Annotated in this window: 20 protein-coding genes; 14 read left to right on the top strand and 6 right to left on the bottom strand. The window is 64.5% G+C overall.

Translation table 11 applies throughout. The features are described 5' to 3' along the window. Nucleotides 1–300 precede the first annotated feature (300 nt). Genes VSR34_RS30530 through fabI form a run of 4 tightly spaced genes read left to right on the top strand, consistent with a single transcriptional unit; the run spans nucleotide 301 to nucleotide 5,635 of the window. Nucleotides 301–2,703 (top strand): DUF3141 domain-containing protein, encoded by a 2,403-nt coding sequence (locus VSR34_RS30530; protein WP_342964362.1) that lies wholly within the window; start codon nucleotides 301–303, stop codon nucleotides 2,701–2,703. Continuing rightward, nucleotides 2,700–3,638, top strand: a complete 939-nt coding sequence (locus tag VSR34_RS30525) for a phosphate acetyltransferase (protein ID WP_028213638.1) — start codon at nucleotides 2,700–2,702, stop codon at nucleotides 3,636–3,638. Before VSR34_RS30530 ends, VSR34_RS30525 begins: the two co-directional genes overlap by 4 nt. Before the next feature lie 4 nt (nucleotides 3,639–3,642). Further along, entirely contained in the window at nucleotides 3,643–4,824 is a 1,182-nt protein-coding gene (locus VSR34_RS30520) for an acetate/propionate family kinase (protein WP_028213639.1), read from the top strand. A gap of 28 nt (nucleotides 4,825–4,852) precedes the next feature. Further along, nucleotides 4,853–5,635, top strand: coding sequence for an enoyl-ACP reductase FabI (fabI, locus tag VSR34_RS30515; RefSeq protein ID WP_342964361.1), 783 nt, complete (start codon nucleotides 4,853–4,855; stop codon nucleotides 5,633–5,635). 50 nt (nucleotides 5,636–5,685) lie between these two features. On the opposite strand, the gene VSR34_RS30510 is transcribed toward fabI, so the two are convergent. The 3 genes from VSR34_RS30510 to VSR34_RS30500 all read right to left on the bottom strand — a co-directional run bounded on the left by VSR34_RS30510 (nucleotide 5,686) and on the right by VSR34_RS30500 (nucleotide 8,561). Then, a complete protein-coding gene (locus VSR34_RS30510) occupies nucleotides 5,686–6,735 on the bottom strand; it encodes a hypothetical protein (protein WP_063625099.1) in 1,050 nt (349 codons plus the stop codon). Nucleotides 6,736–6,800: 65 nt separating this feature from the next. Then, on the bottom strand, nucleotides 6,801–7,145 hold the full coding sequence (locus VSR34_RS30505; RefSeq protein WP_081716141.1) for a hypothetical protein: 345 nt from the start codon (nucleotides 7,143–7,145) through the stop codon (nucleotides 6,801–6,803). 240 nt (nucleotides 7,146–7,385) lie between these two features. Beyond that, on the bottom strand, nucleotides 7,386–8,561 hold the full coding sequence (locus VSR34_RS30500) for an endo-1,4-beta-xylanase (protein ID WP_051391042.1): 1,176 nt from the start codon (nucleotides 8,559–8,561) through the stop codon (nucleotides 7,386–7,388). A 155-nt stretch (nucleotides 8,562–8,716) separates the two neighbouring features. Here VSR34_RS30500 and VSR34_RS30495 point away from each other — a divergent pair, with 155 nt between their 5' ends. Then, nucleotides 8,717–9,130 (top strand): hypothetical protein, encoded by a 414-nt coding sequence (locus VSR34_RS30495; RefSeq protein WP_154671558.1) that lies wholly within the window; start codon nucleotides 8,717–8,719, stop codon nucleotides 9,128–9,130. Between the two features lie 140 nt (nucleotides 9,131–9,270). Here VSR34_RS30495 and VSR34_RS30490 read toward each other — a convergent pair whose 3' ends face one another. Continuing rightward, a complete protein-coding gene (locus VSR34_RS30490; protein WP_342964370.1) occupies nucleotides 9,271–9,390 on the bottom strand; it encodes a hypothetical protein in 120 nt (39 codons plus the stop codon). Between the two features lie 1,004 nt (nucleotides 9,391–10,394). On the opposite strand from VSR34_RS30490, the gene VSR34_RS30485 reads away from it, so the two are divergent. After that, nucleotides 10,395–10,625, top strand: coding sequence for a hypothetical protein (locus VSR34_RS30485; protein WP_028233148.1), 231 nt, complete (start codon nucleotides 10,395–10,397; stop codon nucleotides 10,623–10,625). Between the two features lie 103 nt (nucleotides 10,626–10,728). Here the strand turns inward: VSR34_RS30485 and VSR34_RS30480 are convergent, their stop codons facing one another. Next, nucleotides 10,729–12,210 (bottom strand): transporter substrate-binding domain-containing protein, encoded by a 1,482-nt coding sequence (locus VSR34_RS30480; RefSeq protein WP_036047463.1) that lies wholly within the window; start codon nucleotides 12,208–12,210, stop codon nucleotides 10,729–10,731. Between the two features lie 445 nt (nucleotides 12,211–12,655). On the opposite strand from VSR34_RS30480, the gene VSR34_RS30475 reads away from it, so the two are divergent. The 8 genes from VSR34_RS30475 to VSR34_RS30440 all read left to right on the top strand — a co-directional run bounded on the left by VSR34_RS30475 (nucleotide 12,656) and on the right by VSR34_RS30440 (nucleotide 19,576). Further along, nucleotides 12,656–12,811 carry a LuxR C-terminal-related transcriptional regulator gene (locus VSR34_RS30475; protein ID WP_342964360.1) on the top strand — a complete coding sequence of 52 codons (156 nt, stop codon included), beginning with the start codon at nucleotides 12,656–12,658 and terminating at the stop codon, nucleotides 12,809–12,811. Nucleotides 12,812–13,328: 517 nt separating this feature from the next. Beyond that, nucleotides 13,329–13,994, top strand: coding sequence for a hypothetical protein (locus VSR34_RS30470; protein WP_028213646.1), 666 nt, complete (start codon nucleotides 13,329–13,331; stop codon nucleotides 13,992–13,994). Nucleotides 13,995–14,121: 127 nt separating this feature from the next. Further along, nucleotides 14,122–14,802: a VIT1/CCC1 transporter family protein gene (locus VSR34_RS30465; protein WP_028213647.1), complete on the top strand. Its 681-nt coding sequence runs from the start codon at nucleotides 14,122–14,124 to the stop codon at nucleotides 14,800–14,802. A 92-nt stretch (nucleotides 14,803–14,894) separates the two neighbouring features. Continuing rightward, nucleotides 14,895–16,199 carry a DUF3300 domain-containing protein gene (locus VSR34_RS30460; protein ID WP_342964359.1) on the top strand — a complete coding sequence of 435 codons (1,305 nt, stop codon included), beginning with the start codon at nucleotides 14,895–14,897 and terminating at the stop codon, nucleotides 16,197–16,199. A 10-nt stretch (nucleotides 16,200–16,209) separates the two neighbouring features. Further along, entirely contained in the window at nucleotides 16,210–17,139 is a 930-nt protein-coding gene (locus VSR34_RS30455; RefSeq protein WP_081723678.1) for a DUF2950 domain-containing protein, read from the top strand. A 45-nt stretch (nucleotides 17,140–17,184) separates the two neighbouring features. Then, a complete protein-coding gene (locus VSR34_RS30450; protein ID WP_342964358.1) occupies nucleotides 17,185–17,649 on the top strand; it encodes a protein kinase in 465 nt (154 codons plus the stop codon). A 186-nt stretch (nucleotides 17,650–17,835) separates the two neighbouring features. Then, on the top strand, nucleotides 17,836–18,759 hold the full coding sequence (locus VSR34_RS30445; protein WP_342964357.1) for a transporter: 924 nt from the start codon (nucleotides 17,836–17,838) through the stop codon (nucleotides 18,757–18,759). A 55-nt stretch (nucleotides 18,760–18,814) separates the two neighbouring features. Further along, nucleotides 18,815–19,576 carry a TerC family protein gene (locus VSR34_RS30440; RefSeq protein ID WP_028213652.1) on the top strand — a complete coding sequence of 254 codons (762 nt, stop codon included), beginning with the start codon at nucleotides 18,815–18,817 and terminating at the stop codon, nucleotides 19,574–19,576. Between the two features lie 60 nt (nucleotides 19,577–19,636). On the opposite strand, the gene VSR34_RS30435 is transcribed toward VSR34_RS30440, so the two are convergent. Then, complete coding sequence (locus VSR34_RS30435; RefSeq protein WP_342964356.1) at nucleotides 19,637–22,240, bottom strand: cellulose synthase subunit BcsC-related outer membrane protein; 2,604 nt, start codon at nucleotides 22,238–22,240, stop codon at nucleotides 19,637–19,639. Nucleotides 22,241–22,242: the final 2 nt, after the last annotated feature.

Genomic DNA, 22,242 nt, shown 5'->3' with positions numbered 1-22,242 from the left:
CACACAGGTCTGCCAGGGTGACTGGAGATAGCGTCCCTATCCGCCTCCATTGCCACGAGTGTGACTGGCACGAATAGTAGTTAGCAATCCTTTTATTCCGTAAGCCGTCCAGAATTCCCGGTTGTCGCTCGATATTGAGACTCGTTTTCCACAAGAGCACCGCCGTCTATTTCGGCTGTTATGCGAAGCGATTCGCCCGGCATTGCCCGGCATACGAGTCGCAGATGTCCGCGTCCGCCCGGACCCTCGTGGCGGCGGATGTGTCCTCTCCCTTTCCTTAGCGGATCAGAAGGTGATGCAATGACAGACGTAGCCAATCAAGTTGCGCGCAGCCAGGAAATCGGCGGCAAGGTTGCCCGGCTTCTCGCAAAGCGTTCGGAAGTCGCGCAGACGCAACTCAGTCAGCGTTTGACGGATGCGGCAAAGCATCTGCAAGACCACTGCGAACCCGCAGCGGGCAGCCCTGCATGGACGACGGCGCTGGACCCCTGGGCTGGATACCGGTACGCCGAGGATGTCGTCGAGCGTTCGATCCTCTTCTGGGACACCTTGCGTCAGCGCGGAAACGCTTTCGTCGATCAGGCGCGCCACGGCCTTCAACTCGTTCTTCATTTCGACCATGAACTGGTGATCGACGGCCGCAAGCTGCCGCGGCCCGTCAACTACGCGCTCGTGCGTCTGTTGCCGCCCGAAGGCGTGGTCGTGGACGTTAGCAAGCGTCCTTATGTGATCATCGATCCGCGTGCGGGCCATGGTCCCGGCATCGGCGGCTTCAAGGACGATTCACAGGCCGGCGTTGCCCTGAGGGCCGGCCACCCCGTGTATTTCGTCATCTTCTTCCGCGACCCGGAGCCGGGCCAGACGCTGCTCGATGTCTGCGCGGCGGAAGAGCAGTTCATCAGGAAGGTTTGCGAACTGCATCCGGACAGTGAGAAACCGGCGATCGTCGGCAACTGCCAGGGCGGCTGGGCGGCGATGATGGTGGCGAGTTCCGACCCCGACCATACGGGGCCGCTCGTCATCATCGGCGCCCCGATGTCCTACTGGAGCGGCGCGTGGAGCGAAGGCGAGGGCGACAATCCGATGCGCTACTCCGGCGGCATGCTGGGCGGCACGTGGCTCGCGTCGCTGACCGCGGATCTCGGCAACGGCAAGTTCGACGGCGCGTGGCTCGTGCAGAACTTCGAAAACCTCAATCCCGCCAACAGCCTGTGGGACAAGTACTATCACGTGTTCGACAACATCGATACCGAGCCGCCGCGCTTCCTCGATTTCGAGCGCTGGTGGGGCAGCTACTACCTGATGAACCGCGAGGAGATCGAGTGGATCACGCGCAACCTGTTCGTCGGCAACAAGCTCTGGGCGGGCGAGGTTCGGGGTCTTGACGGCGCGGCCTTCGATCTGCGGCGTATCAAGTCTCCGATCATCCTGTTCGCTTCGCTGGGCGACAACATCACGCCGCCGCAGCAGGCCTTCAACTGGGTCGCCGACATCTACGGGAGCACCGAGGAGATCAAGGCGCGCGGTCAGGTGATCGTCGGGCTCGTGCATCAGAGCATCGGCCATCTCGGCATTTTCGTTTCGGGCAAGGTGGCGAAGAAGGAACACCAGCAGATCACGTCCGTGCTCGAATCGATCGAAGACTTTCCTCCCGGGCTATACGGCATGACGATTGCCGAACAGCGGGGCGAAGACGGCAAGACACACTACGACGTGTCGTTCGAGGAGTTTCGGCTCGAAGACGTCGCGGGGCGCTTGAACCGGTTCGAGCGTATCGATGAACAGCCGTTCGAGGCCGTCAAGCGCGTCTCGGAAATGAACCAGCGCGCTTATGAGCTATTTCTGCAGCCCTGGGTGCGCGCCATGTCGAACGAAACGACGGCTAACCTGCAGCGGCAGTTCCATCCACTGCGCGCGCAACGCTGGGCGTTCTCGGACATGAATCCCTGGCTCGCATGGCTTGGGCCGACTGCGGAGGCGGTCAGGGTGAAACGGCGTGTCGAAGCCCATGAGGAAACGCGCGACGAGGCCCGGTTGAAGGCGTTCGAGCACTATGGATCCGAACTGGTCAGTGCATCGCTCGACTTCTATCGGGCGATGCGCGACGCCATGACGGAGAGCGCTTTCTTTTCGTTCTATGGAAACCTCTTTTCCGTCGAGCAGGGCGACGAATTGCAAGCGCCGCGCGCTGCGGGACTTGGGGATCCGCGCGATCTGCCTTTCGTGAGGGATGCGCTGGCGTCGATGCGCGAGGGCGGCTATACCGAAGCGCTGGCTCGCGCCGGTTGCCTGCTCGCGCGCCACGGCGAGCCGCTTCCGCTCGCCCTGCTCGCCCTGCGGCACGAGCTCGCGAAGGACTATGCCGCGTATCTGCCCCAGCTTCCCGAAGACCAGTGGCGGCGCGTGCGCGGTGAGCAGGAGATCATCGTGCGTTACGAGCCGGAGCAGGCGCTCGCCACGCTGCCGGGTCTGCTGGCGGACAGGAAAGACCGCGAGAAGCTGCTCGAGCTGGTCGACAAGCTGCTTGCCGACAGGCGCGTTCAACAGATGGAGCCGACCGCTGCCCAGGCGAGCATGCTCGAGAAGATCCGTGAATTGCTGCCGCTCGAGCGTGCGAGCGCGTCGCGCTCCGCAGCGACGAAACGTCAGGTTCAGGACGCACCGACCGCGCAGGTCTTGCCAGGACTCAAGGAGGCATCGTGAATCGTCAGCACGAAAAGTACGACCGCTTGATCGAGATTTGCCGGTCTCTGCCGCCGCTTGCCACCGCGGTGGTGCATCCCTGCGATCGCAGTTCCCTCGAAGGCGCGTTGCAGGCGAAGGAACTCGGCCTGATCGCACCGGTTCTCGTGGGGCCGCGTGGACGCATCGAGGAAGTCGCGGCGAGCGAGGATCTCGATATCACGGGTTGCGTGATCGAAGATGTGCCGCACAGCCACGCCGCGGCCGCGAGGGCGGTCGAACTGGTGCGCGAGGGCCGGGCCGAAGCGCTGATGAAGGGCAGCCTGCACACCGACGAAATCATGGGCGCCGTGGTGAGCCGCGAAGGCGGTCTCAGGACGGAACGCCGCGTCAGTCACTGCTTCGTCATGGATGTGCCGCGACACGAGAGCGCGCTCATCATCACCGACGCTGCGATCAATATCGCGCCCACGCTCGCCGAGAAGGCCGACATCCTGCAGAACGCGATCGATCTGGGCCATGCGCTGCGCTTTCCCGAAGTGCGGGTCGCGCTGCTCTCGGCGATGGAGACGGTCAATCCCAAGGTGCCATCGACGATCGAAGCCGCCGCGCTGTGCAAGATGGTGGACCGCGGCCAGATAACCGGCGCGCTCGTCGACGGTCCGCTCGCGCTCGACAATGCCATCGATCCCGAAGCCGCTCGCATCAAGGGAATCGATTCGCCGGTGGCGGGACGCGCGAACGTGCTCATGGTGCCCGACCTGGAGGCCGGCAACATGCTGGCGAAGAGCCTGTCGTTTCTGGCCGGCGCGGATGCCGCCGGCATCGTGCTCGGCGCGCGCGTGCCCGTCATCCTGACGAGCCGTGCGGACTCCGTCGTCACGCGGCTGGCCTCCTGCGCCGTGGCCTCGCTCGTCGCGGAAAAGCGCAGAGCCGATGCGCGGGTGATGGGGTAAAGCGATGGCCGACGTCATTCTCGTACTCAATGCGGGTTCATCGAGCATCAAGTTCAGCGCATTCGATATGCAGTCGGAGACGCTCGGGCTCATCATGCGCGGGCAGATCGAAGGGCTGCTATCGGCGCCGCGTTTCGTCGCGTTCGATGGACATGGCCACCAGACCGGAGACAAGGACTGGGGCGCGGGCCACCTCGAACATGAGGAGGCCGTTGCTTACATCGGTGAATTCCTGCGCAGCCACCGCGAGGGCAACCGTGTCGTAGCCATCGGGCATCGCGTGGTGCATGGCGGCCAGGCATTCTCGCAGCCCGTGGCCGCGACACCGGCCGTGCTGGACGAACTCGAGAAGCTCATCCCGCTCGCGCCGCTGCACCAGCCCCACAACCTGAAGCCGATTCGTGTCATCGCCGCGCGCGACCCGGACATGCCGCAGGTGGCGTGTTTCGACACCGCGTTTCATGCGACGCAGCCAGCGCTCGCTTCCACCTTTGCGCTGCCGGCGGCGTTGACGGAGCAAGGCGTGCGTCGATATGGCTTCCACGGTCTGTCTTATGAATACATCGCGCGAACCCTGCCCGACGTGGCGCCCGATGCCGCGAAGGGCCGCACCGTCGTCGCGCACCTCGGCAATGGCGCGAGTCTGTGCGCGATGGCCGCGGGCCGCAGTGTCGCGAGCACGATGGGCTTCACCGCGCTCGATGGACTGCCGATGGGCACCCGCAGCGGCAACCTCGATCCAGGCGTGATCCTCTATCTGCTCGATGCGCTGAAGATGGATACGCGCGGTGTCGAGGACCTGCTGTATCGCCACTCGGGGCTGCTCGGCGTTTCGGGCATTTCGGGCGACATGCGCACCCTGCTGGCCAGCGACGACCCGCGCGCGGCCTTCGCCATCGATCTGTACGCGTATCGCATCGGACGCGAGCTGGGTTCGCTCGCCGCCGCGCTGCAAGGGCTCGACGCGCTGGTGTTCACGGCGGGTATCGGCGAACACTCCGCCGAGATCCGGCGGCGGGCCTGCGAACAGGCCCGCTGGTGCGGCGTGGAGATTGACAGCAGTGCGAACGAATCGGGCGGCCCTTGCATCAGCACCGCATCGAGCAAGGTCGCCGTCTGGGTCATACCGACCAACGAAGAACTCATGATCGCCCGCCACACGCGCGACGTGGCGGGTATCGCGTGAATCTGCATGACTGCCGAGGGAATGTCCGATGAACCTGAGCACGCAAAATCCGGTCCTGAAGGGAAAGAAGGCGCTGGTGACGGGCATCGCCAACGAACATTCGATTGCCTATGGCTGCGCCAAGGCGTTCCGCGAGCTGGGTGCCGAGCTCGCGATCACCTATGCCGACGAGAAGGCAAAGCCGCACGTGGCGCCGCTGGCAAAAGAACTCGACGCGCCTATTTTCATGCCGCTGAACGTGTCGCAACACGGCGAGCTGGAGGCGGTATTCGAGCGCATTGCGCGTGAATGGGGCGAGCTCGACATGCTCGTGCATTCCATCGCGTGGGCGCCGAAGCACGATTTGCAGGGCGGCCTGCTGAACTGTTCGGCCGAGGGCTTCGCTGCGGCCATGGACATTTCATGCCATTCGTTCGTGCGCATGGCGCGCCTCGCGGCGCCGCTGATGAAGAACGGCGGCGCCATGTTCGCGATGAGCTATCACGGCGCGAACAAGGTCGTCCCCAACTACAACGTGATGGGTCCGGTCAAGGCGGCGCTGGAGGCGTGCACGCGCTATCTGGCGTACGAGCTGGGTCCGCAGCAGATCCGTGTGCACGCCGTATCGCCGGGGCCCCTGAAAACGCGCGCCGCATCGGGGTTGAAGGACTTCGACGTGCTGCTCACGCAAGCGGCGGAACGCGCGCCGCTCGGCGAACTCGTCGACATCATGGACGTCGGCTTCACCTGCGCGTTTCTCGCGACACCCTATGCCCGGCGATTGTCGGGTGAGACGCTCTATGTGGACGGCGGGGTTCACATCATGGCGTAGGCGGGCGAGGCATTCGCACCGGGCGCGCGCCGGTGCGTTGCTGCACGCTTTCAAATCGCGCGCGTTGCCGCGTCGATATGCAATCCGGCGGGCAGAAGTTCGGCGCGGGGAAAGCGGACGAGCGTGAACGCGCGCATGGTGGGCGGATCGCCCGGAACGCGCGCGACACGAAACTCGATTTCGCGGCTCGCCTGCGTGTCGTCGGTCCTCACCACGTTCATCAAATCCAGACGCACGCAGCGCTTTTCGACATAGATATGATCGGCTGGGTGGGAGAACACGTCGCAGACCCGGTCCAGTTCGAGCTCGATGACTTCCGTCGGCGCGCGAAGGGCAGCAAGTTCGCCTGCGTTCTTTTCGATTTGCGCCTGCAAATCCAGCAGTTCTTTCGAATCGGCAGCCGGTGCCGCTCCGACCACGGAGCGCATGCCCACGCCCTGGCGTTCGAGCAACTTCACGCGCGCTTCGAGAAGCTCTCGACCTTTTGCCACCAGGTCGCGTCGATCGGCGGCGAGTCTGGCCAGCCCTTCTAGCGCGAGTTGATCGATCAGCCGGCGCGTCATTTCCTCACGCAGCCCGGCATCGCTCGTGCCGCAGATGGGGATGCGATGATCGGTGAAACACAGTGTGGTCTGGGTCACGTCGTGGCGCACGGCGTCGCCTTCGAGCGCGACGCCCAGCACGTGACGCTCGAACATCGCCATCCCGAGCGTCGCGTAGGCTTGCGTCGCGTCCGGATGCTGCGCGAAATGCGCCTGCAATTCTTCCGAGCGGCTGAACGCCTTGGGTATGTCGTCGGGCGTCGCGAAGAACGTGCGGATCAACGGATCGTGAGCCCAGGCCGCCATGCTGGCCTCGTGGGGCGCAGGCAGCAGACGGATCAAATCGTCGATGTGGCCGAGGGAAACGGACATGGCGCTCCTCAGGCGCTCCTCGTAATGCCGTGCGAGTTGCAGACGGGGATGCATCGCGACTGCGCGATCCATCATCGCGTCGAGACGCGCGCTAGCGCCCCGCTTGCCGCTTCGATCGGAAGCCGCGTCGTCTGAACCGGTGTTCGCGCCGGTCTTTGAGCCAAACAACCAGGTAAGCAGACCCATTGGAGACCTCGATCGAGCCGTCTTGCTCGCACTGAGCCATAGGCCATGGCGAGCGAGGATAGTCGCTACTTGACGGGTGCCATGACGTCGCAGCCGCCGTGACCGCCGCTGCCGGTGTTCTTGAACGTGAGGGTCAGTCTGCTCCCCCTGTTCGCCGTGATGATTTGCCCATAGCTAACCGTCGGAATGAACTGGATATCCGGCGCGACCGCCACGGCGGGCGTCCGCGCGCCGTCGACGGTCAGGTCGAGCTCCACCGTGACGGAGTCGACGGCAAAGCCCAGATCCTGTTTCCGGCCAGCCTGATCTTTCTTGAAGTTGCACAGACCCTCGAGAACCTGCCCGAGCGCAGTCGGGATATCGACCGGCTTGCCCGGCGGTATCGGCGGCGTGTTGCAGCCGACGATCATGAAGGGCAAGGCGCAAAGCACCACATATCGGCAGGCTCGCATCAGGTTTCCCCTGTTGGTCTGGTACGTGCAGGTGCGGCGTGCGTCCCGTTCTCTCGCCCAATCAGCGCCGGGAGGGCGCGCGCGAGCGGCGCGACACACGCTATTGCGTGAGCAGGCGGACAACTTTCTCGAAGGTTGCCACGTGTGGATGCACGGTCAATCGGACCTAGGTCCTAGGGGCAAGCATCTGGACCCATATCAAGGTCGATACGAGGCGTCGACGATCGCCCGCAGCGCGGGTTTCGGCTGCAGATCCGCGTCGAACAGCAGTGGCAGATTGGTTCGCGGCACGGGCGTCGACGTGAGCCAGGTGTGCTTGTCCGAATAGCCCCAGAGCGTAACGGCCTTGATGCTCGGCTCCTGCTCGAACAGGTCGAACAGCGCGCGATAGCGTTGCGCCTGCGCGCGCAGAATGTCGCTCGGGACCGGATTGCCGAGATCCGGAAGACACGCTTTCGGATCGTGCCAGCATTCGCCCGGGTCGGAATAGAGACTCACGTCGAGTTCCGTGACCTGGTTTTCGAGTCCGAGCGCGGCGACTTCGTCGAAGGCCTGCTTGATGTTCGGCAGCGGCGGCCAGCCGACGCTGATATGCATCTGATGCCCGACGCCGTCGATCGGCACGCCCTGCGCGCGTAGATCACGTATGACCGCCAGCAGCTTCGCGCGCTTGCCCGGGTCGTCGGTGCCGTACTCGTTGATGTAGAGCTTGACGTTCGGGTCGGCCGCACGCGCGGCACGGAACGCGATTGCAATGTAGTCCTTACCGAGTGCGCGGTACCACGGACTGTCTTCGCGATAGACGTGTTGCGGATCGTCGCTGATCACTTCGTTGACGACGTCCCACGCATAGACCTTGCCGCGGAAGTGCGCGACGACGTCGGTGACATAGCGTTCAAGCCGCGCGGCGACGATATCGCGGTAGTGCGGATCGTTCGCATTGCCGGCGAAGAACCAGTCCGGCGCCTCCTTCCAGTTGGCGTTCTGGAAGTGCCATACGAGCGTGTGGCCGCGCACCGCGATGCCGTGCGCCTGAGCGAACGCGACGATCCTGTCGGCCGGTTCGAAGTTGTATTTGCCCTCGGCCACGCCGATCGTGCCTGGCTTCATCTTGTTCTCCGCTGTCAGGCTGGAGAACTGCGCGGCCAGTAGCGCAGCGTCGGCGGGACTGTCGATCGAATCGGTTTCGATCGCCGCGCCGATCTTGAAGTGCGCCGCCATCACGTTTTTCAGCGGTGGCAACGGTTGCGCCAGCGCCGCCGCCTCTTGTGGAACCGGCATCTGGTTGTGCGCGCAACCAGCCGTCGAGGCGATCGCGCAGAGCGCGGCGACGGCTACCCTGATCGCACGTATGGAGGTCCGCACAGGACGCATTTCCCGTATCCCTTCAGTGGATTTCTTGTGACGGGCGATTGTGCATCATTTCCAGCGTTAACGCTAACCAACCGGTTTCGCCGTGATGAGCCGCGCGCTTGGCGGGGAGCCGGCGGTTACACTTGCATGTACATGCCGAATCCCATCGAACTTTCGTGAACCAGCGTATCCGTCCCCCTTTGCCTCCCGAATGGCCCTTCCCGCCGAGTCGCGATGTCACGGGTCGCAGCTTCGGCGATCTCGTGGCGCTCCAGTATCGCGGCGCCGGGGTGTGGCTCTGGAAGTGCCGCTGCGGGAATTACGTGAGCGCCGGGCTGGACGCAGTGGAGGGCGGCCAAACGCGCGATTGCGGCTGCCGTGCACAGCGGCGCGTGTGGCGGTCGCGTCCCGGTTCGCCTGCGCTGCGGGGCGGCGAGGTGTTCGGCCAGCTCACGACGGATCGCTACGCCGGCGACGGTCTGTGGGTTTGCCGGTGCGACTGCGGCCGCGAGGTGACGGTGAGCGCCGGGCGCCTGCGATTGGGCCAGGCGCGTTCGTGCGGCCTCTGCCCTGGCGCTTCGACCGGTTGAAGCCACCAGGGCTGGCGGTCGTTCGCGCGGCCAGCAACGCCTGCACCAGACAAACGATCGGCACAACTACATGGTGGGCAGGCTGCCTGCCTCATGCCGCGCGCGATGCTTGACGACCCAGATCACGAGTTCATCGGCCGTCATTGCCTTCGCGAAATACCAGCCTGTCCGTACTGAACGCCTCGCTCGCGGAGCCACTCCGCCTGGGCGCCGGACTCCACGCCCTCGGCGACGATTTCCAGACCGAGCTTATGACCCATCGAAATGATGTGGGGGGCCACGACGCTCGAGGCCGTATCCTGCGCAATCGTTCCAGCGCAAGCTGAACATTTCTGTTCCAGATACCGCTGTTGTCGTGGGCGACCTCGTGATCGAATCCGCCTGCATGAGCGCCAGACACAACGAGTGCTATGACCGTAGCAGCACTGCATCGCTTTAAAGCTCCATGCTGCCCGCTATTCTTGCGCCACGTCGCTCCGACAATTCAGACAGCCCGATTTAAACAGGCATTGGCGACACACCGACGCATACAAATTCCTTACAGTGTCATTTATAGTTGACTTATCAACTTGAGTGACGGAGGGGAGATGACGACAGAGCAACGGTTAGTCGGGACGCTGGAAGCGCGACTACTGAGCGTGCTGGCGGATGGAGCGCAACGGAGCGTCGCGCAGCTAGCCGCCGCCTCGGGTGTCGCTGGCCGGCGATTAACAAACGCGCTCAGGACATTAGCGTTGAGCGGCGACCTGCATGTTTCACACCGCGACAGCCGAAGTGGCGAGCGCCATTTCAAGCGTGGCCTGGCTCCCGTCAAAGACCGAACGCCACGCACACAACGATCGACGGGCACTGCGAGAACGTCGCCCACGACGGACCCGGTCTCCGCAGCCTTTCATGCGATGGTGGCGCTCGGGAATTGCGCGAAACGCAGTGCCGCGGACGAACACGGACCCTGGACCCGACCGTCAGCAGTGCCGACTTCCCGAACCATGCTTGTCGTGCCGCTTGGCGCGGAATGACAAACGGATTGAACTGTCTCGGAAAAAAATGGGTGACTTACTTGCTTTCGAACGACAGCTACCGATTCGGCTGCGGAATGGCTGAATTGCGGCCTCCTGAAAGCAAAAAAAGCCGGATTTGAAGGCGTCGCGTGTCACACACGCGCGGCACGTGAAGAAGCGAGACATGAACCCCGCACTTGAGCTGGATTGCTTCACGAATCATGCGAAAGTGAAAAACCAGATGATGACATGGAGCGAAGACGATGCGGCAACGTAGCGAGGACCTGCTGGTGGCCATGCTGAATCTCGATGCCGAGATCAGGGCCCGCGTGGACCGCCTTGCGGAGATGGAGGGCGGCGCTGAAGACTTCCTGGTGCCGTGGCTCGACGAAGTGCGAACGGTCTTGCGAACGGACCTGGCCATGTTGAGGGGACGACGTGAAGAACACTTTCTCAGGCTGAATGGCGTGGTCACCCACCACAAAATCAGTTAGCGGGCGCGAACCGCAAGGGTCGCATTTTTGAATCCAACAGTAGCCGAGTGAGAGGGGAACTGACGAACATGGACTTTGACGCAGTAACCGGGAGCCGCTCGTCTTACTGCCGCGCCTTCGCCATCGCCCTCGATCGGCTCGCCTCGGCCTGGGTGATCAGGCGGTACGAGGTGTAATACTTGTAGATGTTGCGAACGTATGTGGTCGTCTCCATGCCGATCTTTTCACCGACGACGATCTCCACGTTGTTGAACCACTTGTTGGGATCAAGCCCCCGCTTTGCCGCCTCCTTGCGCATTCTGGCGATGTTGGCCGGGCCCGCGTTGTAGCTCGCGAAGGCGAACAGTGACCGGTCATCCTCGCTGAAATGGGCGTCGGGAAAATAGCGGGTCATTAAATGATCCATGTATTTTGCGCCGGCGTGAATGTTCGACTCCGTCACCCTGATATTGCCTACGTCCATCTGCTTGCCCGTCGCGGGCGTGATCTGCATGATGCCGATCGCGCCGGCGGGGCTTCGTGCACGCTGGTCGAGCCTCGACTCCTGGAACCCCTGTGCAGCGAGCATCAGCGGATCGAACCTGTACTGGTTACCGTACTGCCGGAAAATCGCCAGGGTCTGTTCAAAGCGCTTCAACCCGGCCGCCCTGGCGCTGTTGGAGATCTGCCTGAAGCGGCGCATGTACTGTTCGAGACGGTACTCGGCAACGCTGCGAAGATCGACATAGTTCTTGTCGAAACCGCTGATGGCGTCCCGCAACTGTGGGCTGTTCCTGCGGATCGCCCAGCCGGTTTTACCTTCGCTTCGCACGGCAAGATCGTCGTGTACCGTGATGTTCGGCAGAACCTGCGCCCACATATCGGCCTTCCAGTTATCGACAACGAGGATCTGCAGCAGGCCTGCGTTGAGCATTTCGAGCGCATCCTCGTCTTCTAGTGCATCGGGCAGCAGCACCAGCTTGATCGGCGGCTTGCGGTTTGCGCGGAATTGTCTGTCAAGTGCGCTCAGGCTCTCGTAATAGCTCGACGAGCGGCGCACGTGCACCGTCTTGCCGGCAAGGTCATCCACCGTGGCGAGCACCGGGGACTTGGGCCCCGTCACCACCACCTCCCGCACGTCGTTACCCTCGATCTGGGCCACGAAGTCGACCAGCTTCAGCCGCTCATCGGTCACCGTGAGATTTCCCGCCGCGATGTCGCCCAGGCCAGCATTGAGGTCCGGCAGCAGCCGGTCGCGTGTGGTGGGGATCAGGACCACGGTGAGCGGGCGCTTGCCGAGACGGTCGGCGTAGGTATCGTTCACATAGCGCTCGAAATCGCGTACGAGCTCGGCCGTCAGGCCACGCTCCTGGCCTTTGTCGACGAAATAGAGCGTGCGGCTGTAGGGCACCAGCACCCGGATCCAGCGGCGCTCCAGCATGCCGTCGAAGTCGCCCCGCCAGGGTTTGTTGCTCAGGCTCAGTTGCCTCGTCGCAGGAGGACGCACAGACGCCGGCGCGGGCGGGTTGACGGTCGCAATCGCCCCGCCCAGGGCAAACGCGCAAAGGAGACCCGCAACGAGATGAGCCAGGGAGCCGAAACGCATGGCAACGATCCCCTACACGACGATAGTCAGCGTGGCTCGTTGTCTGCGGCATGCCGAACAGGCAGCACGAGCATGCCAGCCGCGTGCGTCAACCTCATCGGCACCAGTGCGCCAGCGCGCGAGCCACGGCTCTGGCGGAGTGATGTCGCCGGCGCGCGGAAAGCCCGCGCTCAATGACGCCACGGGAACCAAAATGGCGTCCCCAGGCGGCCCTTTTGCCCAGCGCTTGTTACCCAGTCATTGAACTGATTATGGTACCCCCGGAAGCCGGAATCCAGCGCCGGAACACATCGAACCCTGAGGCCACCGTGCTGATCGGCGCCACGGCCCGGGCAGCGGTCGCGCTTGCGCAACGTCTGTTCGGGCAGCGCGAACGGTTCAGCGGCGCATCGACAGGCCGACACCGCGCGAGCGTGAGGTGATGGCGCTCGTGGCGACGGGGCGGATGAACAAGTTCGTCGCCGATGAGCTTGGTACAGCGGAGAAAACCGTCGAGATTCACCGGGGACGGGTGAGGGAGAAGATGAAAGCGGCTTCGCTCGCCGAGCTGGTACGCATGCTTGTCGCCAGTGGTCTCGATACGCCTGAGCTTCGTCCGTGATGGCGGCGCGAAGCGCCGCGGGCAAAGGCCTCGGCACAGGTCGTTGAACTCGCAACCATCTGACGAAGGTCCGGTACCTTGGGCGACCGAGAGGGCAAGCGGTGCTTGAGGTTGCTCGTGGCGGCAATGGAACAGAGCGTCGGCCGTTGCGATAAGTACCTACCCTGGGGACATCGAGTCTTACAAATAGCCTTCATCAGTCCGGCCGACTTGATTGCTGCGCAACAGACCGAGCTGTTGTCGATCAACGTAAGCATAGACAAAGCGCAACGGGTCACTACTGCAAACCACTATCGAAACGGCAGCGGCGATGTATCGGACGAAAGTCCGATATCGCCTTTGGCTCCGCATGCTTAACCTGATCCCTGAAATCGCGCCGTGCAGGCGGTCACGGTGTCACGCGACTCGTCGCGTTGCCGGGGACGCTCGCCGGCCATATCGCGCACCGCGCGTATGCCACGTCACATTGCCCCGAATGCCCCGCGGGGGCGGGGGGACGCAGTCATGGGAAAGCGAGATGAAAGAGAGCGACGGTATCGATTCAACGGAATGTCGGGAGATCATCCGCCGGCGGGCCTTCGAGCTTGCGGACAGCGGAATCTTCGACGACTGGGAAGCCATCAGGCGTGCGCTGTGTTCACGATTTCACGACGCGCATCTGCACGAGATCTTTGCAAGCCCATTCTGCCGGATCGATATCGACCAGCGCTGCCGAACGGCTCGTACTAGCGGATCGCGTGCCAGTGCCACGCCCGAGGGAAATGGCAACCGCGAAGGCGTCAAAGCGCATCTGGCGGTCCGGGCGAAGCGGGTGCCGCCTCGCCCGATGGACACTCGCAGGCAAAGGCGACGCAGCATCCCGGCGGAGCACAGCCAGTCGCAGGGACTTGCCGGGGCGATTGCTGCGCTGCTGTCCGGCGACCGGGAGCTGACGGCGCCGCAGATGGCGCAGGAACTGGGCGCCGGGCAGCGCGAGGTGCAGCGGGCGTTGCGGGAATTGCTGGCGAATCACGAGGTGCGCATCGCGCGACGCACGCCGCGTTCCGCGGGTGGTCGCCCGGCGCGCATATTCGCGCTGGGCATGGACGGTGACGCCAGTGTCGCGGCCAGCGCCGCTTCCTGCTGGCCGAAAGCGGATCCGGTGGTGCTCCGCGCCATGGATGCCATCGCGCGCCGCGAGTGACGCGGCGCGCCGCATCCGAAGTCGTCGCGAACGATGTGAGCTGCCGGCCTTCGATGTCTGTTCGTACCGGCGCTCCACGCGGGTATGTCGAGCAAGGTCTGCCTTGTCTATCCTGAGTCGAGGCCATATGAGCACTCTCACACCAGCCGGACACGCCGAACCCGAACAGCGCACGCCGATTCTCAATACTGTCGATCGCGTCTGCGAGCTGTGTTTTGGGCTCTTCATGGCACTGACGTTCGTCGGCGCCGTCAAGGCAGTCACCGCGGGCGTCGACGAAGGGTACAAGATGTTCTTCGCCGCGCTCGGATGCAATCTCGCATGGGGCCTTGCCGACGCCGTGATGTATCTCGTGCGCACGCTCGCCGATCGGGGGCAGCGTCTGAAACTCGCGCAGACCGTGAAGCGCGAGCAGGACCAGGCGGCCGCCGTGCGGGCCTTGCGCGACGCCTTGCCCGAGAAGCTCGAGCCGCTCGTCGAAGACGCCGATCTCGAGCGGATCCGCGCACGTCTCGCGACCGCCGCGACGCTGCCGCCGCGAGCCAATCTTGGACGCGATGACTTCGTCGGCGCGCTGGGCATCTTTTTGCTGGTCGTTCTGGGAACCTTCCCGGTCGCGCTGCCGTTTCTGGTCATCAAGGATGTGACGACGGCACTCATCGCCTCGCGCGTGCTGACCCTGGCAATACTTTTCGTCGCGGGCTGCGCGCTGGGGCGCTACACGGGGGCAGGGGCGATGAAGGCGGGCTTTGCCATGATCGCGCTCGGCGTTCTGCTGACGATGGCGATCATTGCGCTGGGCGGGTAGGCGGTGCGGGCCGCGCTACGGCCCATGCGGCGTGCTTCGCCGCTGGAGGGGGACATCGTTGCGCGCGTCGATATCCGCCGCACGGAGGGGACATGACCAACTGGAAACAACGATGGATGAAGTCCGCGCTCGTGTGGGTCACCATGCTGGTGGCGGCGCCTGTCTTTGCCGATAGTAGTCCTGATGGCCCGGCTCCCTACAAGCCGGAGCAGATCGAGGCGCTGGTCGCGCCGATCGCGCTCTATCCCGACTCGGTTCTGGCCCAGGTTCTGATGGCGTCCACGTACCCGCTCGAAGTCGTCTATGCGGCGCGCTGGGTGAAGGCGCACCCGGACATGAAGGGCGATGCCGCCGTGCAGGCCGTTCAGGATCAGACCTGGGACACGAGCGTGAAGTCGCTGGTGGCGTTCCCCCAGGTGCTGGAGCCGATGTACGACAAGCTGGACTGGACACAGAAGCTCGGCGACGCGTTCCTCGCCCAGCAAAAGGACGTGTTCGCCGCGGTGCAGAGGCTGCGGGCGCGGGCGCAGGAGTCGGGCAACCTGAAGTCGAACGAGCAGCAGAACGTGGTCGTCGAACAGGCACCCGCTGGCGGCGGGCAGACCATCGTGAAGATCGAGCCCGCCAATCCGCAGGTGATCTATGTGCCCGCCTACGACCCGACCGTGGTGTATGGCGGTTGGGGTTATCCGGCCTATCCGCCTTATTACTGGCCGCCGTATCCCGCCTACTACCCCGGCTACTATCCGGGCGCGGGGCTCGCCTTCGGCGTCGGCCTGCTTGCTGCCGGAGCGATCTTCGCGGACTGCAATTCGTGCTGGGGCGGAGACGACGTCAACATCAACTCGGACAGGGCCAGGAACGTCGACCGCAACTTCGACAGTTCGAAGCTCAAGAACGGAGAGCGGGGCGGCGGCCGCTGGCAACACGATGCAGGCCATCGACAGGGCGTCGCCTACCGCGACAACGCCACGCGCGACAAGTTCGCCGGCGCACCCGGGGCCGACAGGCGGTCCCAGTATCGCGGGCGCACGGCCGAGGCGGGCAACCGCATGGCCACGGCCGACCGGCCGGGAGCGGGCAACCGGGCTGGGAACATGGACGTGAGCGGCGCAGGCAATCGCGCGTCGGTGGCGGACCGATCCGCGGGCGGCATGGGCAGTCGCAGTTCCATCGGCGATGCGAACCGCGTCAATAGCGGCAATCGCGCGAGCTATGGCGGCGGATACGGTGGGGGCGGCGGGCGCGACGGCGCGTTCTCGGGCGTCGGGGGTAGCGGCAGCGCCTCGCAGCGCAATTTCGATCGGGGCAGCCGAAGCATGCAGGGCTCGGGCTTTAACCGGTCCGCGGGCGGAGGCGGCATGCGCGGCGGCGGTGGACGCGGTGGCAGGCGCTAGGGAGCGAACCATGAACATTCGTCCACGAGACATGCAAAAGTGGCTCACGCTGATGTTCGCGAACGTCGCGGCGGTCGTCGCGCTGTCGGTCGCGACGGTGCCGCTCGCGCACGCGCAGAAGAACTTCAGCTCGCCCGAGGCTGCGATGAACGCGTTCGGCGACGCCGTCGTCAAGGACCGCGAGGACGCGTTGCGCACGATCTTCGGCAACGACTTTCGGGAGCTGATCCCACCCTTCGGCGCCCCGGTGCGGGATACGTTCATCGCCGAGTGGGCAAAGTCCCATGCCGTCGAGCCAGGCGAGCCCGGGCGTGCGCACATCGTCGTGGGCGACGATGGCTGGACGTTCCCGGTTCCGCTCGTCAAGAGCGAGCAGGGATGGCACTTCGATACGCGGGCTGGCGCCCGGGAAATACGCTTGCGGCGCATCGGCCGCAACGAGCTGGCCGTCATCCAGGCGATGCTCGCGATCTTCGACGCGCAGCGCGAATACGCGCAGACCAATCACGACGGTGCCGGCGTGCTCGCCTACGCCTCGAAGCTGGTGAGTTCGCCCGGCAAGCAAGACGGCCTGTACTGGCCAAGCGGGCCCGACGAGACGGCGAGCCCGCTCGGCGCGGCCTTCGTCGATGCGAGTTCGCGCAATGCACAGAACGCCGGTTATTACGGGTACCGCTTCAAGCTGCTGGAGTCACAGGGACCCAACGCGCCCGGCGGCGCCTACGACTACGTCGTGAAGGGCAAGCTCTTTGGCGGCTTCGCGGTGATCGGCTGGCCGGTCAAGTACGGCGACACGGGCATCAAGACGTTCATGGTGAGCCATTCGGGTCAGGTTTATGAGCGCGATCTCGGGCCGGACAGTGCAGCGAAAGCGCAGGCCATGAAATCGTTCGACCCCGGGCCGGGCTGGAGCAAGGTGCCCGATCGCGATCGCGAGTGACGCTCGCATGCCATGCGGGCCGTTCGGTTTTCATCGAGGTCAATCATGAATAGCTGCCTGTCGAGGCCGTGCGCGGTTGCTGTCGTGCTCGGTGTTGCCTTTCATGGGGCATACGCGAAGACCGAAGCCTGCCATCCCGCCACGGAGAAGCAGATCGCCTCACTGTTCGATCGCTGGAACGATTCGCTGAAAACCGGCGACCCGGCGAAGGTCGTCGCGAACTATGCGCGGCGCTCGATCTTGCTGCCGACCGTATCGAACAAGCCGCGTTTGAGCGTCGAGGAAAAGGAGGACTATTTCAAGCATTTCCTTGAACACAAACCCGTCGGCACGATCGACTTCCGCTTTGTCATGATCGAATGCAACACGGCCATAGACGCGGGACTGTACTCGTTCAAGTACGCCGACGGCACCGTGGTCAAGGCGCGCTATACGTTCACCTATGGCTGGAATGGGCACACCTGGCTGATCACCAGCCACCATTCGTCGAAGATGCCGGAAGGGGATTGAACAGGACTCGAAATCGAAAGGAACGCTTCGTCGAAAGAGCGCGGGCGAGACCGATCATTGGCAGTCCGACCAAAGACCTGGTCAGCTCTGAACGGGACGCTGCTACGCTGTCGTGTGACCTTGCGGGCGCGCCGTCCAGGCGCGCCCATGTGCCGGGCATCAGCCGGCGTATCGGATCGAACCGCGATGAGCAGACGAACGGCTCACTGGCGTTGTGTCTGGTTCTGCGTCGCTGTCTTGCTCTGGCGGGCAAATGCCCTGCACGCGCAAGAGCTGGAGCCGCGGACGTATTCCGCTTCGCCCGTTGGCACGAACTTCGTCATCGCAGGTTACGCGCATGTGAGCGGCGACGTGCTCACCGACCCGTCCTTGCCGATATCGGGCGTGAGCGCGCGAATCGGTACCTACGTGATCGGCTACGTGCGCACGTTCGCACTCGCAAACCGCACGGCATCGATAGGCTTCGCGCAGCCCTTCATGAGCGGCAATATGAGCGGGCTCGTCATTGGCGCGCCCACGGAGATTCATCGCGCAGGCATCGGCGACACGACACTGCGTTTCGCGCTGAACCTGATCGGCAATCCCGCGCTTTCCCCGGAGGCGTTCGCACAGGCGAAACCCGTCACTTCGCTCGGCGCGAGCCTGACCGTGCAGGCGCCGACGGGCCAATACGTCCCGTCGCATCTCGTGAACATCGGCAATAACCGTTGGGCGTTCAAGCCGGAGATCGGCTTGTCGCAACCGTGGGGAGACTGGTTTTTCGAGGTTTCGGCCGGCGCATGGTTCTTCACGAACAACGGAGACTTTTTCAACGGTCATATCAGACACCAGGCCCCGCTCATCGTCACACAGTTGCATGGCGGCTACACTTTTCGGCCGGGGTTCTGGCTCGCCGTCGATGCCGGCTATGCCCAGGGGGGCGCCACCAGCGTGAATGACGGGCCGGCCGGCACCGGCCAGGCCAATGCGCGCGGGGGCGTGACGCTCGCGGTCCCGCTGGGCCACGGCTGGTCTGCGAAGCTCGCCTGGTCGCGCGGCTTCGTTACCCGTGCCGCAGGCAACTATCAGATCGTCACGGTCGCGGTTCAATATCGCTGGTTCGATCACTGAGGTTCGATCACTGAGGTTCGATCATTGAGGTTCGATCATTGAGGCAATGGTGAACATGGACAATCTTCTTGCTCTCGCCACAGACCCGGCCGCATGGGCCGCACTGGTGACACTCGTCACCATGGAAGTGGTGCTCGGTATCGACAACCTCGTGTTCATTTCCATCGTCACCAACAAACTGCCGCCAACGCATCGCTATAAGGCGCAGCGGATCGGCATCGCGCTCGCCCTCGTGTTGCGCCTTGCCTTGCTCGGCACGGTGGCGTGGATCACGCGCTTGACGGAGCCCGCGCTTTCGCTCTTCGGCCATGCGTTTTCGTGGCGTGATCTCGTTCTGCTGAGCGGTGGGCTCTTTCTCGTGTGGAAGGCGACGACGGAGATTCACCACAACGTCACGGGCGATGTGCACGAACTCGCGGACGAGACAGTGTCGGCCGCGCACACCATGCTGACGCCTCGGGCCGCGATCGCCCAGATCCTGATGCTCGATCTCGTGTTCTCCATCGATAGCATCGTCACCGCCGTGGGCATGACCAGTCATGTGGCGATCATGTACATTGCCGTGATCGTGGCGGTTGCCGCAATGCTGGTCGCGGCGGCCCCGCTATCGAGATTCATCGAACAAAACCCCACCATCGTCATGCTCGCGCTCAGCTTCCTGCTGGTGATCGGCATGACGCTGATCGCGGAGGGCTTCGGCTCGCATGTTCCGAAGGGCTACATCTATGCGGCGATGGCGTTCTCGGCCTTCGTCGAAGGCATGAACATGCTGGCCCGGCGGGCGCGGCTGCACCGGCGCCAGAGGCGGGCGGGGTAGTTCCCGGCATGCGGCCCGGGCGGCTTGAAAGCTTCGCTCGGGCCGCATTGGCTCGATCATCTAGTGATGGTCGTCGTCGAGTTGCAGGTAGGCATCGCGCGCATTGCGCGGCAGATCCCGGCTGAACACGGCCGCGCGCGGCTCGATGAAATAGCGGACGAACGCGAGCGCTGCCACCTGCCTGTCGCGCCCCGGCGTCACGTTGACGTCGACGAGGCCCCCCATCTGCCAATGGGGCGCCAGCTTCATGACAGCCGACGCTTGCCCGTGCACGTAAGGGCCGCGGTCGTGGCTGCCGATGCAGCTCGCGGAGCATGCTTCGCTATCCTGACGAGCGTAGTTCCACCCCGTCTCCAGATTGCCCTGCCATTGCCAGGACTGCCCTTCGGCGGACAGCAGCTGGAGCGCGAGTCCCGCGCTCTCCGACGATTGCGGGCTGTAATAGCCGCCTTGTCCCGGGGAGTAGAAGTTTTCATTGCGGCGATACGCGAGATAGTGCAATGCCGGACCGACACTGAAATAGTCGAAGCCGCGCAGCTTCAGGTCATAGCTCGCCGACAGGTCGGTCGAAACGCCTGCGTTGTCCGCCACGTGCATGCCTGTCAGCCACTGTGCTTCGGTTGCGGCACTCATGCTCCAGCGAGGCGCTACCTGCCAGCGCACCCGGCCGCCGCTCGCCGCGCGGTTGACCGCTCCCCACCTGGCGCCCGCGACCTCCATGCCGCGCCAGGACAGCAACGAATCTCGTACCGGCGCATACCCCGCGTACACCGTCCATCCACCCCAATGTGCCTGCTGCCCGACGCTCGCCTGCCCGTTCGCCGAGAATCCGGCGACGCCACCTTGCACCGCCCCCATCGACAAGCGCCAATCGATGGTTCGTGCGCCGTTCAAACGTGCGGTGTCCGACACCATCGCCTGGAATTCTTCTGCGGTTGCATGGCCCCCCACCATCCCCACGCCGTTCAGCTGCCCGTGTCCCGCATCCAGGAACAGTTGCCGATACCGCAAGTTGTACGCTCGCGTGCCATCGAACCATTCCCCTCGTACGGCGGGCGCGACGACGCTGAGCTTGCTTTGGCCGGCCGTGCCCGCCTGGTCGGAGGCGTCCACGCCCGCAGCGACGGATGCCGAATTCACACCGGTGAGATCGGCAGGCACGTATCGCAGGATGCGTGCCGGCTCGGTCGAATCGGCCAGGGCCTCATGCAGCCTGGCGTGTGCGGCGACGAAGGACTTCTCGTAGTAAAGACGCTGTGCCTCGAGTGCGTGTTCATAAGCACCGAGCGGACCGGCGTCCGGCCTGGCGTTCGCTACGTGCCGGCCCGCGGCCCAGCGCGTCAGCGCGAGCCCCTCCGCGCTGTCCTCATCATGGCTCGCCTCGTAGCGTTCACGAAAGACCTGCTCGGCTTGCGCATACTTCTTGAGCGCATACAGGTTCCAGCCGCGCAGCGCAGCGGTTTGTGCCTGGGGCATGCCGAGCGCCTCTGCCTCGTCCAGTTGAAGCAGGCTCTGCGCGTAGCGATGCGCGCGATAAGCGTCGTCGGCGCGTGCCAGCGCGATCTGCCCGCGCAGATTGCGCGCGCGAGCGTCCTTCGCGACCGCGCGCGGCATGAGCAGGGCGTCCGCCGCATCCCAATCGCGCTGGGAGACGCGCACCTGTGCCAGTCCGATGCTCGCGTCAGCGGCTTGCGGCGTAATCGATAGTGCCGTGTCGAACCAGTCCGCGGCGGCATCGAGATCCTGATGGGCGAATGCGATCCAGCCCGCCAGCGTCGCGGCCTCGCCATCGCGCCTCGCGCGAATGGCTGGCGCAAGCACGGCCAACTGCGCTGCCGCAGCGGGATCGCCGGGCGGCAACGCCGCCAGCGCGCTCACTGCCCGCTCGTAGCGCAGCCGCTCGAATGCGATGTTTTCCTCTGGCGAACGATGGCCCTCATTCGCCTCGGCATCGATCAGCGCGTCGACCTGCGCCTCGCTCAGCTGATGCACGGCGCGGTAAAGCGTCGCCATGCGGTTGGCGGCCGGGGCGCACGTCGGAACGACCGCCCGGTACAGCGCGAAGACCGCGTCCGCGTCCCCGGCTTGCGAAAAGGCGTCGGCGGCCTGCCAGACGTGCTCGATGTGGTCACATCCAAATTCCTCCGGGGCGCGCGACAGCAGGGCGCGCAACGCCTGAGGGCCGCCCCCGAGCGCCACCTTGAACGCCTCCTCGCGCTGTCTGCGCTCGCGTTCGTGGGCGAGCGCCTGCGCAGGCGTCCAGGACGGATATTCCCGGGTCAGCCGGGCCACCTGCGCATCGTAGGCCGTCAGCTCGTTCGCCTTCAGCAAGTTCCACAACGGCCGCTCATCCGGCGCGCTGGGCACGTACACGGCCGCCTTCGCGTTGCGCGCGGGCAGCGCAAGATCCGGCGGCACCACCGGCGCGATCAGCCCCTGTTGCTCGGCCTGCTCGACGCGAGCGTCGCCCGCGCGTGATTGCGCGTTCGTCACCCGCGGCTGCGCCGATCGCCGTGCATCCGGGGACGTGCCCCAATGCGTGGCCACCCCTTGCGTCCCGGTCTGCTCGACGTCGAGCACGTTGTCCTGCGCCGCGTGCGCGAAACCGGAGAGCGCCCCGCAAAGCCACACCGCGCACCACCGCCTGCCTCCCCCCGGACCCATCC

The organism is Paraburkholderia sp. JHI2823, from assembly GCF_038900695.1.
Taxonomy (GTDB): Bacteria; Pseudomonadota; Gammaproteobacteria; order Burkholderiales; family Burkholderiaceae; genus Paraburkholderia; species Paraburkholderia mimosarum.
The sequence above is the reverse complement of the archived record's forward strand: the minus strand, read 5'-3'. Positions and strand labels throughout refer to the sequence as shown.